This is a genomic window from Pseudoalteromonas sp. SCSIO 43095, assembly GCF_023650455.1.
GTDB lineage: Bacteria > Pseudomonadota > Gammaproteobacteria > Enterobacterales > Alteromonadaceae > Pseudoalteromonas > Pseudoalteromonas tetraodonis.
Genome location: NZ_CP087995.1, coordinates 679928 through 694561 on the forward strand (window position 1 = coordinate 679928; position 14634 = coordinate 694561).

14 protein-coding genes are annotated in these 14634 nt (G+C 41.7%); all 14 read left to right on the plus strand.

Annotated features, from left to right (window positions below):
- Positions 1-30 precede the first annotated feature (30 nt).
- The 14 genes from LOC50_RS03170 to LOC50_RS03235 all read left to right on the plus strand — a co-directional run bounded on the left by LOC50_RS03170 (position 31) and on the right by LOC50_RS03235 (position 14632).
- Positions 31-300, plus strand: a complete 270-nt coding sequence (locus LOC50_RS03170) for a flagellar biosynthetic protein FliQ (protein WP_010387922.1) — start codon at positions 31-33, stop codon at positions 298-300.
- 2 nt (positions 301-302) lie between these two features.
- Entirely contained in the window at positions 303-1082 is a 780-nt protein-coding gene (gene fliR, locus LOC50_RS03175; protein ID WP_036981751.1) for a flagellar biosynthetic protein FliR, read from the plus strand.
- A 9-nt stretch (positions 1083-1091) separates the two neighbouring features.
- On the plus strand, positions 1092-2222 hold the full coding sequence (gene flhB / locus LOC50_RS03180) for a flagellar biosynthesis protein FlhB (RefSeq protein ID WP_250653610.1): 1131 nt from the start codon (positions 1092-1094) through the stop codon (positions 2220-2222).
- A gap of 71 nt (positions 2223-2293) precedes the next feature.
- Positions 2294-4402: a flagellar biosynthesis protein FlhA gene (flhA, locus tag LOC50_RS03185; protein ID WP_250653611.1), complete on the plus strand. Its 2109-nt coding sequence runs from the start codon at positions 2294-2296 to the stop codon at positions 4400-4402.
- 21 nt (positions 4403-4423) lie between these two features.
- Positions 4424-5914 (plus strand): flagellar biosynthesis GTPase FlhF, encoded by a 1491-nt coding sequence (flhF, locus tag LOC50_RS03190; protein ID WP_250653612.1) that lies wholly within the window; start codon positions 4424-4426, stop codon positions 5912-5914.
- A complete protein-coding gene (locus LOC50_RS03195) occupies positions 5907-6767 on the plus strand; it encodes a MinD/ParA family ATP-binding protein (protein WP_036981759.1) in 861 nt (286 codons plus the stop codon). The genes flhF and LOC50_RS03195 overlap by 8 nt, the downstream gene beginning before the upstream one ends.
- Positions 6768-6793: 26 nt before the next feature.
- Positions 6794-7504 carry an RNA polymerase sigma factor FliA gene (locus LOC50_RS03200; RefSeq protein ID WP_008112209.1) on the plus strand — a complete coding sequence of 237 codons (711 nt, stop codon included), beginning with the start codon at positions 6794-6796 and terminating at the stop codon, positions 7502-7504.
- Positions 7505-7544: 40 nt separating this feature from the next.
- Positions 7545-7928: a chemotaxis response regulator CheY gene (gene cheY / locus LOC50_RS03205; RefSeq protein WP_036981761.1), complete on the plus strand. Its 384-nt coding sequence runs from the start codon at positions 7545-7547 to the stop codon at positions 7926-7928.
- 16 nt (positions 7929-7944) lie between these two features.
- Positions 7945-8712, plus strand: coding sequence for a protein phosphatase CheZ (locus LOC50_RS03210; protein WP_250653613.1), 768 nt, complete (start codon positions 7945-7947; stop codon positions 8710-8712).
- Between the two features lie 14 nt (positions 8713-8726).
- Positions 8727-10934, plus strand: coding sequence for a chemotaxis protein CheA (locus tag LOC50_RS03215; RefSeq protein WP_250653614.1), 2208 nt, complete (start codon positions 8727-8729; stop codon positions 10932-10934).
- 53 nt (positions 10935-10987) lie between these two features.
- Positions 10988-12124, plus strand: a complete 1137-nt coding sequence (locus tag LOC50_RS03220; RefSeq protein ID WP_250653615.1) for a protein-glutamate methylesterase/protein-glutamine glutaminase — start codon at positions 10988-10990, stop codon at positions 12122-12124.
- Complete coding sequence (locus LOC50_RS03225) at positions 12117-12881, plus strand: flagellar motor protein (RefSeq protein ID WP_250653616.1); 765 nt, start codon at positions 12117-12119, stop codon at positions 12879-12881. The genes LOC50_RS03220 and LOC50_RS03225 overlap by 8 nt, the downstream gene beginning before the upstream one ends.
- Before the next feature lie 5 nt (positions 12882-12886).
- Positions 12887-13846, plus strand: a complete 960-nt coding sequence (locus tag LOC50_RS03230) for a flagellar motor protein MotB (RefSeq protein WP_250653617.1) — start codon at positions 12887-12889, stop codon at positions 13844-13846.
- A 15-nt stretch (positions 13847-13861) separates the two neighbouring features.
- Entirely contained in the window at positions 13862-14632 is a 771-nt protein-coding gene (locus LOC50_RS03235; RefSeq protein ID WP_008112222.1) for a ParA family protein, read from the plus strand.
- The last annotated feature ends 2 nt before the right edge of the window (positions 14633-14634 follow it).

Genomic DNA, 14634 nt, shown 5'->3' on the forward strand with positions numbered 1-14634 from the left:
TCATTGAACCAACCACACTAGGAGTCGTCCATGGAACCTGAAGTATTTGTTGATATTTTAAGTGGAGCCCTATTTTTAGTGATTAAGCTGGTGTCTGCCATTGTGGTACCTGGCTTAATTATTGGGTTGGTTGTGGCTGTGTTTCAGGCAGCAACCTCAATTAACGAACAAACACTGAGTTTTTTACCGCGTTTATTAATCACCATCAGTGCCCTGATTGTGGGAGGACATTGGTTTACTCAAGAGCTAATGGACTTTTTTAATCGCTTAGTGCTGCTTATCCCCGAAATTGCAGGTTAACAATGGAATTTCCATTTTCCGTTGTCATTCAATGGTTAAGTGATTTTTTACTGCCCTTAGTGCGCATCAGCTCTATGATCATGATCATGGCGGGTATTGGCGCAAAAAACGTACCTGCTCGAATAAAAATGGGCTTGGCTGTAGTGGTCACCTTCTTAGTTGTTCCTGTTCTTCCTGCTGCTACATTTACTAATTTATTTTCTTTTGAAATGGTTTTAGTGGTCCTACAACAAATGCTGATTGGCGTTGCGATTGGTTTTGCATCCACACTACTGCTCAATACATTTGTGTTAGCCGGGCAAATCCTTGCTATGCAAACCGGTTTAGGTTTTGCGTCAGTTGTTGACCCCTCAAATGGAATGAGTGTGCCTGCTGTAGGGCAGTTCTACCTAATTTTAGCTACCTTGTTATTTTTTGTATTTAATGGCCACTTAATGATGATTCAAATGGTGGTACATAGTTTTCAGGTACTGCCAATTGATGGTAATTGGTGGGCGGTTGATCATTATTGGGACATAGTGACATGGGGTGGTTGGATGTTTACCACTGCATTAGTGCTGTCATTAGCACCATTAACCGCCATGCTTGTAATTAATATGTCATTTGGCATCATGACCCGTGCTGCCCCACAGTTAAATATCTTCTCTATAGGCTTTCCGTTTACCTTAGTGGCAGGGCTCGTTATTATTTGGGCAACGCTTGGTAACTTTGTCACTCAGTTTGAGTTCCAATGGCTAAAAATGGTTGAGCTGATGTGTACTCTAGTTGGTTGTTCCCCTTAGGAGAGCGTAATGGCTGAAGATTCCGGACAAGAAAAAACCGAAGAACCCACCCCAAAAAAAGTTGATGATGCTAAAAAGAAAGGCCAAATAGCGCGTTCTAAAGAGTTAGGTACCATGTTTGTACTTATTTTTTCTGCTATTTCCTTATTAATGTATGGGCCTGAAATTGGCAAAGGCTTGTACCGCATTATGGGAAGAATGCTGAGTCTTAACCGCAATGAAACCTACGACACCACCAAAATGTTTGCCGTATGGGGAGAGGTGGCCGACGTACTGTTATTTCCTATGTCGATGTTTGTACTCATTATTGTATTGGCTGCATTTATCGGTAATACCATGCTTGGCGGCTTTAATTTTAGTTGGCAAGCGGCAGCGCCCAAAGCCAGTAAAATGTCGCCAATGAAAGGTTTTACTCGGATGTTTGGCTCGCAAGCGGCTATTGAGCTACTTAAGTCATTATTAAAGTTTGGCCTAGTGGCAACCTTCGCTATTTTTTTAATTAATGTATATTTTGATGAAATCTTACATTTAAGTATAGAAAGTGCGCCTGGCAATATTGTTCATGCTTTGGAAATTTTAGCGTGGATGTTTTTAGGCATGTCTTGTACCTTAATTATTATTGCTGCTATTGACGCCCCATTTCAAAGTTATAGCCATAACAAACAGCTTAAAATGACTATGCAAGAGGTAAAAGACGAATATAAAAACTCTGAGGGTGATCCGCAAATCAAAGCGCGTATCAGGCAAACCCAACGTCAAATGTCGCAAAAGAGAATGATGCAGGATGTGCCAGACGCCGATGTTATTGTTACCAACCCTACTCACTATTCCGTAGCTTTAAAATACGATACAGAGCGAGCAGGCGCGCCTATTGTATTAGCCAAAGGTGTGGATGAGCTCGCCATGCAAATTCGTAAAATTGCATTGGGTAATGAAGTGCCTATTGTTGAGTCTCCAACTTTAACCCGAGCGCTTTATCATACCGCTGAAGTAGGGGATCAAATTCCCGATCAGCTCTTTACTGCAGTTGCTCAAGTACTTGCTTATGTGTTTCAGCTTAAACGGTTTAAAAAAGGCCGTGGAAAACGCCCTGTCGCGCTTAATAAAAAGCTGCCAATCCCCGATGAATTCAAGTATTAACCGCTAACCAACTAACTTGGAATAGTTATTGCAATTTTAGCGTAGTGTCAATTTTTTGAAATTGTAGAGTTATGGAATTTAAAGCGGTATTACAACAATTTAATAAAGATAAAAAAGAATATGCAAAAGGCGTTGGTACACCGCTTTTGGTGTTGGCTGCGCTGGGCATGGTTATTTTACCCCTGCCTCCATTTCTGCTTGATATATTATTTTCGTTTAATATCGCGCTTGCGTTAGTTGTATTACTGGTCACTGTATACACCATGAAACCGCTTGAGTTTGGGATGTTCCCAGCGGTGCTGTTAATTGCAACCATAATGCGCTTAGCACTTAATGTAGCCAGTACTCGGGTGGTACTACTTGAGGGTCATAACGGTGGTGATGCTGCTGGTAAAGTCATTGAAGCATTTGGCTCGGTGGTGATTGGTGGTAACTACGCCGTGGGTTTAGTGGTGTTTTTAATTCTGATCATCATTAACTTTGTGGTAATTACCAAAGGTGCAGGACGTATTTCAGAAGTATCAGCGCGTTTTACTCTAGATGCTATGCCAGGGAAGCAAATGGCCATAGATGCAGATATGAATGCTGGCTTTATTAGTGCGGAGCAAGCCAGAGAGCGTCGTGATGAAGTAACCCGTGAAGCTGACTTTTATGGTTCTATGGATGGTGCCAGTAAATTTGTAAAAGGCGATGCTATTGCTGGCATAGTCATTTTAGTGATCAATATTGTAGGTGGTTTATTTGTTGGCATGATCCAGCATGACTTGAGCTTTTCACGTGCTATGGAAGTGTACACACTATTAACCATTGGTGATGGCTTGGTAGCGCAATTACCTTCATTACTACTTTCAATTGGTACTGCGATTGTTGTAACCCGTCAAAATGAATCGCACAATATGGGCGATCAGTTTAAGAAGCAATTAGGTAACGAAAAGTCATTATTTATTGCCTCTGGTATCCTCATCACTATGGGTTTAGTCCCAGGTATGCCGCATATTGCATTTTTAAGTTTAGGGGCGCTTTTAGGTTACCTTGCATACTACACCCAGCAAAACAAACTTAAATTGGCGGCTGCTGAGGCCGAAGAAGCTGAAAATGCAGCCTCAGGTACCGGGATTGCGGCTAAACAAGAACAAAAAGAACTGGGTTGGGATGATGTACAGCAAGTTGATGTTATTGGCTTAGAAGTAGGTTATCGATTAATTCCTTTGGTTGACCAATCACAAGGTGGTGAGCTGTTAAACCGTATTAAAGGAGTGCGTAAAAAACTATCTCAAGAGCTGGGTTTTTTAGTACCGCCTGTACATATTCGCGACAACCTTGAACTTGATCCAAATGCGTATCGCATCACCATGATGGGTGTATCAAGTGGTGAGGGGGAGCTTAAACACGGCGATGAACTAGCAATTAACCCTGGCCAAGTATTTGGCCCGATCAAAGGCATTGAAACTAAAGATCCTGCGTTTGGTTTAGATGCAGTTTGGATAAAACCTGCTCAAAAAGATGAAGCACAGTCTTTAGGTTACACCGTAGTTGATTCAGCAACCGTTGTGGCCACTCATATTAGTCAGTTACTCACTAATAGCGCCGCATTATTACTCGGACATGAAGAAGTACAAAACTTATTAGATATGTTAGGTAAAAGTCACCCTCGCTTAGTTGAAGGGCTAGTACCTGAGGTATTACCACTAACCACCATCGTTAAAGTACTACAAAATTTATTAAATGAAGGGGTAGCAATACGAGATATGCGCTCAATTGTTCAAACCCTTGTTGAGTATGGCCCTCGTAGCCAAGACCCTGATGTATTAACGGCTGCAGTGAGAATATCGTTGCGTAGATTAATCGTTCAAGATGCTGTTGGTATGTCTTCTGAAATCCCTGTCATAACCTTGGCGCCTGAGTTGGAACAGATGTTGCATCAGTCACTTCAAAATGCAGGTGATGAAGGTGCCGGAATAGAACCAGGGCTTGCTGATAGACTTCAAACATCATTGAATGAAGCGCATCAAAATCAAGAAATGGCCGGTGAACCTTCAATATTGCTAACGTCAGGAATGTTACGCACTGTGTTATCTCGATTTGTTAAATACACCATTCCAGGATTGCGGGTGATGTCTTATCAAGAGATACCAGATGAAAGACAGATCAAGATTGTCAGCTCTGTAGGCCAACAATAAGATTTTAAAGGGGTTTGAATTATGAAAATTAAACGTTTTTTTGCTAAAGACATGCGCACTGCACTAAAAGAAGTCAAAGAAGAGTTGGGTGTTGATGCGGTTATTATGTCAAATAAAAAACTAGCTAATGGCGTTGAAATTGTTGCTGCAGTTGATTACGACAAAGCAGCGACAAAACCGCCAGAGCAGCCTCAAAGTCAACCTGCTGCAAGCGCTTCATTTGCACATACTGAGCAAAGTTCACATAATTTTGTTAAACCAGAACCGCAACGCGCTCAACCTAAGCCACAAGCAAAGGTTGCAGATAGCTTACAAGCCTTACTAGAGCGTCAGTCTCCACGTCCTCGTTCAGCAGAGCTTGCTTCAATGTTTTCACACTCTGGTATTGACACATCTGGCCACTATCAAGAACAAGAGCTTGTGCAATCACGACCTAAAAATATGTTTGAACGTGAACAAAGCGCGCCAGTGCGTCCTCGCACCCAAGCCGATAGCTTAGGTTTTGACGACTTAGACAGTGGCTTTGACGATTTAGATTCACCTAGCGCACCGGATCAGCAAACAATGCATAAAGAATCCAGTGACATCAGCACAATGCGTGAAGAAATGAACGCAATTCGTCAACTATTAGAGCACCAAGTATCAGGTTTAATGCAGCAAGATATGGCACGTCGCGATCCGACCCGTGCATGTATGATTGACCGCTTAGTCGGTATGGGGATAGAGAAAAATGTTGCTGAGCAAATGGCATGTTTTGTACCAGACGACGTGTCTCGCCAACAAGGCTGGAAAGCTTTATTGAACATGGTTGAAGATCAAATGCAAACCACGAACAACGAAATACTTCGCCAAGGCGGTGTTTTTGCGTTAGTCGGACCTACTGGCGTGGGTAAAACCACCACAGTTGCAAAACTGGCAGCATTGGGTGCACAAAAATACGGTGCCGATAAAGTAGCGCTTATTACTACCGATACCTACCGTATTGGTGCTTATGAGCAGCTAGCAACGTATGGTCGTATTATAGGTTGTGGCGTTAAACAAGTTAAAGATGCAAATGAATTAGCAGAAGTTTTATATCATTTACGAAATAAACGTCTAGTTTTAATTGATACAGCGGGAATGAGTCAACGTGATTTACGCTTAACCGAGCAGTTAAACACCTTGATGCGTAATCAGCGTGTTGATATACGTAGTTATTTAGTATTAAGTGCGACGGCGCAAATTAATGTATTGCAAGAAACAGTAAGGCACTTTAAAAAAGTACAGCTAAGTGGATGTATTTTTACTAAACTTGATGAGTCATTGAGTTTAGGTGAGATTATTAGTATTGCGATTCAAAATCGTCTCCCAATAGGGTATCTTACTAACGGTCAGCGAGTACCAGAAGATATTAGAGTGGCAAATGCCGAAAAACTAGTAAAAAAAGCTGAGCAATTGTATTTAAAAAGAATAAAAGCACAACAATCACGACACCAATCAGTGGCGTCGAGCACAGTAGAGATGTATGATTAACACAGTTTTAGATCAAGCAAGCGGCCTTCGCAAAATGAGCAAGAATAATAATAACGGCGTAAAAGTTATCGCTGTCACCGGCGGCAAAGGTGGAGTGGGTAAAACGAACGTATCCCTTAATACGGCAATCGCGTTAGGCCAACAAGGCAAACGTGTGCTTGTACTAGATGCTGATTTAGGATTAGCGAATTGTGATGTGATGCTTGGACTGCGCGTTGAGCGTAATTTATCTCATGTTTTATCGGGCGAATGTGAACTTGATGATATTTTAGTCGAAGGTCCCGCAGGCATAAAAATAGTGCCTGCAACATCGGGTTCGCAAAGTATGGTTGAGTTATCACCCTCAGAGCACGCTGGACTTATTCGTGCATTTAGTGAACTTAACACCGACTTTGATATTTTAATTGTTGATACCGCTGCGGGTATTTCCGATATGGTGCTGAGTTTTTCTCGCGCAGCGCAAGATGTGCTTGTGGTGGTATGTGATGAGCCTACATCAATTACCGATGCCTATGCTTTAATTAAAGTACTTAGCCGTGAGCACGGCGTTTATAAATTTAAAATTGTTGCCAATATGGTGCGCAGTCTACGCGAAGGGCAGGAATTGTTTGCAAAACTTTCAAAGGTTACCGACCGATTTTTAGATATATCAATGGAGTTGGTTGCAACGGTTCCATATGATGAAAATATGCGCAAATCAACGCGCCGCCAAAAAGTAATTGTTGAGATTTTTCCTGGGTCGCCTGCTGCAATTGCTTTTAAAACACTGGCTACAAAAATTGCTAAGTGGCCAACACCTAGCCAAGCCTCGGGTCATTTAGAGTTTTTCATTGAGAAACTAGTTAGTAACTAACAATGACAATACCGGTGAATAGAGTTATGGGATATCAGTCAACACAGAATTTAAATATGATTGTTGAAAAGCATGCCTCATTAGTCAAAAAAGTGGCGTGCCATTTAATTGCTCGTTTACCGGCCAGTGTGCAGCTAGATGATTTAATTCAATCGGGTATGATTGGTTTAATTGAAGCTTCAAAAAACTTTGATGCAAGCAAAGGTGCAAGCTTTGAAACCTTCGCCGGTATTCGTATTCGTGGTGCGATGATAGACGAAATGCGCCGAGGCGATTGGGTTCCACGTTCAGTTCACAGAAAAAGCCGTTTGGTTGCAGAGACTATTGTTGCGCTTGAGAACAGTTTAAACCGTGAACCTAAAGATAGTGAAGTTGCTGAAAAACTTGAAATTTCGCTAAATGAGTATCATCATATTTTAAACGATGTAAATGTAAGCAAAGTGTTAGGCATTGAAGACCTTGGTATAGATGACGATGTGATTACACCCCATGGCCAAGATTTAGCACTAGACAAACCGTTTAATAATGTTAAAAATGAACGGTTTAATGAGTCTTTACTCAGTGCAATAAAGTCGTTACCGGAGAAAGATGCAATGGTGCTTTCTTTGTACTATAACGATGAGATGAATTTAAAAGAAATTGGGCATATACTCGATGTAAGTGAATCGCGTGTAAGTCAGATACATGGTCAGGCGATGATTAAGCTTAAAGCAAAAATCAATGACTGGATAAACTAGAAGTAAGTAAATAAAGGTTCAGGCCTCACTGGAGGATGTTTTGGATAAAAACATTAAAATTCTTGTTGTTGATGATTTCTCAACAATGAGACGTATTATTAAAAATCTGTTGCGCGATTTAGGTTTTACCAATGTTCAAGAAGCAGATGACGGGTCAACTGCTTTGCCTATGTTGCAAAATCAAGCGTTTGATTTTGTTGTAACAGATTGGAATATGCCAGGCATGCAAGGTATTGATCTTTTAAGGGCAATTCGAGCGGATGAAAAATTAAAGCATATTCCTGTTTTAATGGTTACAGCAGAAGCTAAAAAAGAACAAATAATTGCTGCGGCCCAAGCAGGTGTTAATGGTTATATTGTTAAACCATTTACTGCAAGTACATTGAAAACTAAATTAGAAAAAGTGTTCGAACGCTTAGGTTAATGAGAGGGAGAGGCTTATGTCAGCACCTGCTGCGCCTCAGATTACTTTAGAACAAGCTCGCCAGTTAGTTGTTTTTTTAGAAAATGGTGAGCAAGATAAAGCGAATCAGTTAATTTTAGAAACAGCTTCACAAGAGCAATCACATTTATTTGCTGAGGTGGGAAAGTTGACTCGTCAACTGCACGAAGCTTTAAAAAGTTTCGAGTTAGACACGCGTTTAACAGACATTACCACTGATGCCATCCCTGACGCAAAAAAACGCCTTAACTATGTCATGGAAATGACAGAAAACGCAGCCAATAAGACAATGGATGCGGTTGAAGCAAGCTTACCATTAGCACAAGAAATCGCTGACGAAATAGCTGATATCAAGCCAACGTGGGATCGTTTAATGAACCGCGAAATAGAGCTTGGTGAGTTTAAATCACTTTGCCATAGTATTGATAAGTTTATGAGCAGTTCTCATCACAAAACCGATGAGTTACAAATGCTGATGACTAATGTGCTGATGGCTCAAGACTATCAAGATTTAACCGGTCAGGTTATTCGCCGTGTTATTGAACTTGTCCGTGAAGTTGAAGAAAGTTTAATTCACCTTTTAACTGCATTTGCAGCGCAAGGTGGTGAGATTGAACCCACTGAACAACCAGAAAAAATAGAAGATCCCATTGTTGCACAAACACTAGCAGGTCCCGAAGGGCCTATTATTGATAAAGAATCGCGTAATGATGTTGTATCTGATCAAGATGAAGTTGATGATCTATTATCAAGTTTGGGCTTCTAATAGGGGAGTACTGCATGAGCTTTGAAGTCGATGAAGATATTTTACAAGACTTTTTAGTAGAGGCCGGAGAAATCCTTGAGCTTTTATCTGAACAGTTAGTAGAACTGGAAAACAATCCAGATGATACTGAGCTACTAAACGCAATATTTCGCGGTTTCCACACTGTAAAGGGTGGCGCTGGCTTTTTGGCTATGACAGAGCTTGTTGATGCATGTCATGGTGCTGAAAATGTGTTTGATTTACTGCGCCAAGGTGTAAGAACAGTTAACTCTGAATTAATGGATGTGATTTTACAAGCACTGGACACCATTAATGAAATGTTTGCCACGATTAAAAATCGTGACCAGCCAGAGCCTGCGGATCCAGAATTACTTGCTGTACTTCACAAACTTGGGCAGCCACCGACAGCAGAAGAGCTTGCCGGCGATTCTGTGGTTGAAGATATAGCTTCTGTGGAAACTCTATCGGTAGAGCCTGAACCAGTTGCAGAGCAACCGAGCAACGATGCTAAAGAAGACCCGTTTGCTTTTGATGAATTATTTAGCGGCCCAGATAGCAGCAGTACTGAGTCTCAGGTTGATGAAATAACCGAAGACGAATTCGAAAGCCTACTTGATGAACTTCATGGAAAAGGGCAAGCCCCACAAGAAAAACAATCATCATCAAGTGACAATGATGTCAGTGGTGATATAACTGACGATGAATTCGAAAGCCTACTTGATGAACTTCATGGTGTAGGCAGCTTTGGCGAAGTGAGCCAAGCAACCTCAAGTACACCACAACAAACACCATCAGCTCCTGTGGCTCCACCAAGTAACGAGCAAAGCTCGGGCGATAATGAAATAAGTGACGACGAGTTTGAAGCGTTACTTGATGAGCTTCATGGTAAAGGTGCACCTAAATCGATAGAAACACCGGCTCCTGTAAGTAAACCAGAACCTGTAGTCGAGAATAAACCTGCGCCTGCTGCGACACCAAAGCCACAGCCTAAACCAGAGCCAGCTAAGCCGGCTTCTGCGGCACAAGCAGCTCCCGCTAAAAAAGCAGCGCCTCCACCGGCAGAAACAACGGTACGAGTTGATACCAAACGCTTAGACCAAATAATGAACATGGTAGGTGAACTGGTACTTGTGCGAAATCGTTTGGTAAGTCTAGCGACTAACTCTGATAGCGAGGCCATGGGTAAAGCAATTTCTAATTTAGATGTAGTGACAGCTGATATCCAAGGTGCGGTAATGCAAACACGAATGCAGCCAATCAAAAAAGTATTTGGCCGCTTCCCACGTGTGGTACGTGATTTAGCTCGTTCATTGAATAAAGATATCAACTTGCAAATGGTAGGCGAGGACACTGATTTAGATAAAAACTTAGTGGAAGCGCTTGCTGATCCGTTAGTGCATTTAGTGCGCAATTCAGTGGATCATGGCATTGAAATGCCAGACGTTCGTGAAGCATCAGGTAAACCTAGAACCGGTACTGTTACTTTATCAGCGTCTCAACAAGGCGATCATATCTTGCTTACTATCCAAGATGATGGTGCTGGTATGGATGCTGAAAAGCTTAAAAAGATTGCCATTAACAAAGGGGTGCTTGATCACGACCAAGCGAGTCGTCTTTCTGATACCGAAGCTTATAACCTTATTTTTGCACCTGGGTTTTCAACTAAAGAAGAGATTTCAGATATTTCTGGCCGTGGCGTTGGTATGGATGTGGTTAAAACAAAAATCACTCAACTCAATGGCTCAGTAAATATTAAATCAGAGATGGGCGTAGGTACTACTTTAGAGATTAAAGTACCACTGACACTGGCAATACTGCCTACCTTAATGGTAGTGGTTGGCGAACAAACATTTGCTTTGCCGCTGGCGGGTGTTAGTGAAATATTCCACTTGGATTTAACAAAGACCAATGTGGTTGATGGTCAGCTTACTATAATAGTTCGTAAAAAATCGATTCCGTTATTCTACCTTGAACATTGGCTCATCAAAGGGGCTGATAGAGGTCAGCGAAAAGCACAAGGTCATGTGGTTATTGTGCAAATAGGAACTCAAAAAGTGGGTTTTGTTGTTGACTCGCTTATTGGTCAAGAGGAAGTGGTAATTAAGCCTTTAGACGCATTACTTCAAGGGACGCCTGGTATGGCAGGTGCAACAATCACCTCTGATGGTGGCATTGCACTGATATTAGATGTGCCAAGTATGTTAAAGCATTACGCTGGATAATTAAAAGTAGGCATATATTTTATGCCTACCCATTCATTGAATAAGAGAGCGAAATGGCTGTTAAAGTTTTAGTAGTTGATGATTCAAGCTTTTTTCGCCGCAGAGTGAGTGAAATTCTTGAACAAGACAGCGGCATTGAAGTTATAGGTTTCGCTGTAAATGGTCGAGAAGCTGTCGATAAAACAGCTCAATTACGACCTGACGTGATCACCATGGATGTTGAAATGCCGGTGCTTGATGGTATTAGTGCAGTTAAAGAGATCATGGCGAGTAACCCCACTCCTATTTTAATGTTCTCCTCGTTAACACGCGCAGGCGCATCTGCCACCTTAGATGCACTTGATGCCGGCGCGATGGATTTTTTACCGAAAAAGTTTGAAGATATTGCTCGTAATAACGACGACGCAATAAAGCTATTACAAAATAAAGTTAAAGAAATAGGCCGCCAGCGAAATGGTAGAATTATCAGAGCGCCTGCTGCTCCAAGTCTTAAACCAGCGCCAAGCACCTCTGAGCGCTTTGCTCATAAGCCTATAGTGCAACCTGATCGTAGCTTTAAAAGCGCAAGCCCAACGCCTTCTAGTAGCACATCAACGCGTGCTAGTGGTAAGCAATATCAATTAATTGCTATTGGCACATCAACAGGTGGACCAGTTGCACTGCAAACTATATTGACTCAGTTACCTGCTAATTTCCCACACCCAATACTACTCATACAACACATGCCAGCTGCATTTACACCTGCGTTTGCGACCCGATTAGATAGCTTGTGTAAAATTAAAGTAAAAGAAGCACAGCAAGGCGATAGACTGCAACCAGGCTGTGCTTATTTAGCGCCAGGCGGACAGCAAATGATGGTAGAAGGACGAGGTTCAAACAGAACATTACGTGTATTTGAAGATAAAAATGAACGAGTTAGCTATAAGCCTAGTGTGGATATTACCTTTGCTAGTGTAGCAAAAGCGTATCAAGGCGATGTACTTGCCATTATTTTGACAGGCATGGGTGCAGATGGTCGTGACGGTGCTCGCATGCTTAAACAAACTGGCGCTACAATTTGGGCTCAAGATGAGAAAAGTTGTGTTGTCTATGGTATGCCGCAAGCAGTAGCTAGTGCTGGATTAGCAAATGAAAACATAGGCCTTCATGATGTGGCTGCACGCTTAAAAAGAGAGGTTGGCTTTGGATAAGCTTTCTATTTTAGGGTTATTGGTTGCATTAGGTGCTATTGCAATAGGTTATTCTTTAGAGGGAGGTGTGGTATCTGCGCTGTTTAATGTGCCAGCATTAATTATTGTATTAGGTGGTACATTGGGGGCGGTTATGCTGCAAACATCCGCCAATACTTTTAAGAAAATGCTCAGTATTACTCATTGGGTTTTTGTTACCGACGACCATGATATTGAAGATGCTATTGAGCAAGTAAAACGCTGGTCGCACAAAGCTCGCCAAGAAGGCTACTTAGCGCTAGAAAACGAAGCACTTGCGCATTCAGATCCCTATGCCGCCAAAGGACTGAGTTTATTAGTTGATGGCTGTTCAGAGCAAAAACTACGCGATACACTTGAAATAGATTTATTACTTGAACGAGAACGATTGCTTGAAGCTAGCCGTGTATATGAAGCGATGGGAGGTTACAGCCCGACTATCGGTATCCTAGGTGCTGTGCTTGGATTGATTCAAGCCATGTCATTTATTAATGATCCTGAGCAATTAGGGACGGGCATTGCTACTGCATTTATTGCTACTATATATGGCGTAGGTTTAGCTAATTTACTGTTTTTGCCCATGGCCAATAAATTAAAGCAACGTGTTGAGCAAAAAATGCTTTACCATGAAATGCTAGCTGAAGGCGTTATTGCCATTAGCCAAGGTGAGAGCCCTATTAATATAGAATTAAAGCTTGAAGCTTACCGTGTTGAACGTCCTATTTTACAGGCAAATTAGCGGTTATGTTGCGCCGTCGCTTACGTCATCAAAACACTAAAAATCAACACACTGAGCGCTGGCTAGTTTCCTATGCAGATTACATGACCATTATGTTCGCATTTTTTGTTGTATTGTATGCCATTTCAATAAATAAAGAAGACAATCTACAAGTACTATCTGATTCTCTGGAGCATGTTTTTGATAAGTCAACGAAACAATATTCTCAGCACGGTAACGGGGTAAATGGTGATGCTTTATTGCTTGAAAGGGTGACCCCTGAGGCTGAAATACTCTATGGCGAAAGTATTCAAGAGCAAGAGCAAGGCCCAATGTTACTCGATGGTCAAAGTGACAATAGCAATATTAGTCAACGCCACTTAGGTAAGCCGCTGGATAGTTTATTGGCTAAATTACAATCGTCGCTGATTGATGAGATACGCAGTGGCGAGGCTAGCTTAGAACTAAGCCAAGACTGGTTGGTTATTGAGCTCAATTCCGGATTGTTGTTTGCCAGTGGTAGTGCTGTTGCACATAATAAGGCCAAAGAGATTGTAAAAAAAATTGAAGCAATCATCGCATCAGTCGATAACTATATAAGAGTACGCGGGTATACAGATAACGAAACCATACGAAATGAAATATTTCGTTCTAATTGGGAGTTATCAGTGGCGCGTGCAACCTCAATATTAGTTGAGCTAGAGCGTTTGGGCATTGAATCCGCGCGCATGGCCATTGAGGGGTATGGTCAATACTCGCCCTTTGCCGATAATGATACCGAAGCTGGGCGTGCCGAAAACCGTAAAGTCGTGATTGCACTTTCTAAATATGGTTTAGCACCAGAGCCCTCTGATGAACAAACGAAATCATCAATTTCAGTATCAGAGCAAAGTCAGCCAGAAATTGAGCTACCTGCCCAAGATGATACAATAAAAATAATCCGTTTACCGCATGGTGGCATCCGTGTTACAACGCGCAACGAATAGTAATTAGGATGTAATGTGAAAGTTTGGACAGTAGCCAATCAAAAAGGGGGAGTAGGCAAAACCACTACAGCGGTTAGCCTGGCAGGGATCCTTGCGCTTCAAGGCAAGCGCGTGTTATTGATTGATACAGATCCTCATGCTTCACTAACCTATTACTTTGGTATTGATTCAGAAGATTTAGAGGTCAGTGTTTACGATATTTTTACTCGCGGCTCGAGTATGAAAAGCGAAGAAATATTGCAAGCATTATGCCCCTCAACAATTGAAAACCTTGATATTTTACCTGCAACTATGGCGATCGCGACACTTGACCGTAGCATGGGTAATAAAACGGGAATGGGCCTGATTTTAAAAAAAACACTGGCTAAAATTAGCGAGTATTACGATTACGCAATTTTAGATTGCCCACCTGTTTTAGGTGTGCTGATGGTCAATGCGCTTGCTGCCTGTGAAAGAGTGTTAGTGCCGGTGCAAACTGAGTTCTTGGCGCTTAAAGGGCTCGACAGAATGATGCGTACTATGGAGTTAATGCAAACCTCTCAAGCGAAAAGCTATGAATATACTATCATTCCAACTATGTATGATAAACGAACCAAAGCATCGCTTGAGGCCTATAAAACATTACAAGAAACGTATAAAGAAAAAGTATGGCCAGGCGTTATTCCTGTTGATACTAAATTTAGAGATGCAAGTTTAGCGCAAAAAGTACCGGTAGATTTTTGCCCAAATGCGCGTGGAGTCTATGCTTATAAAGCATTACTTAAATATTTAATAAAACAAGGTTAATA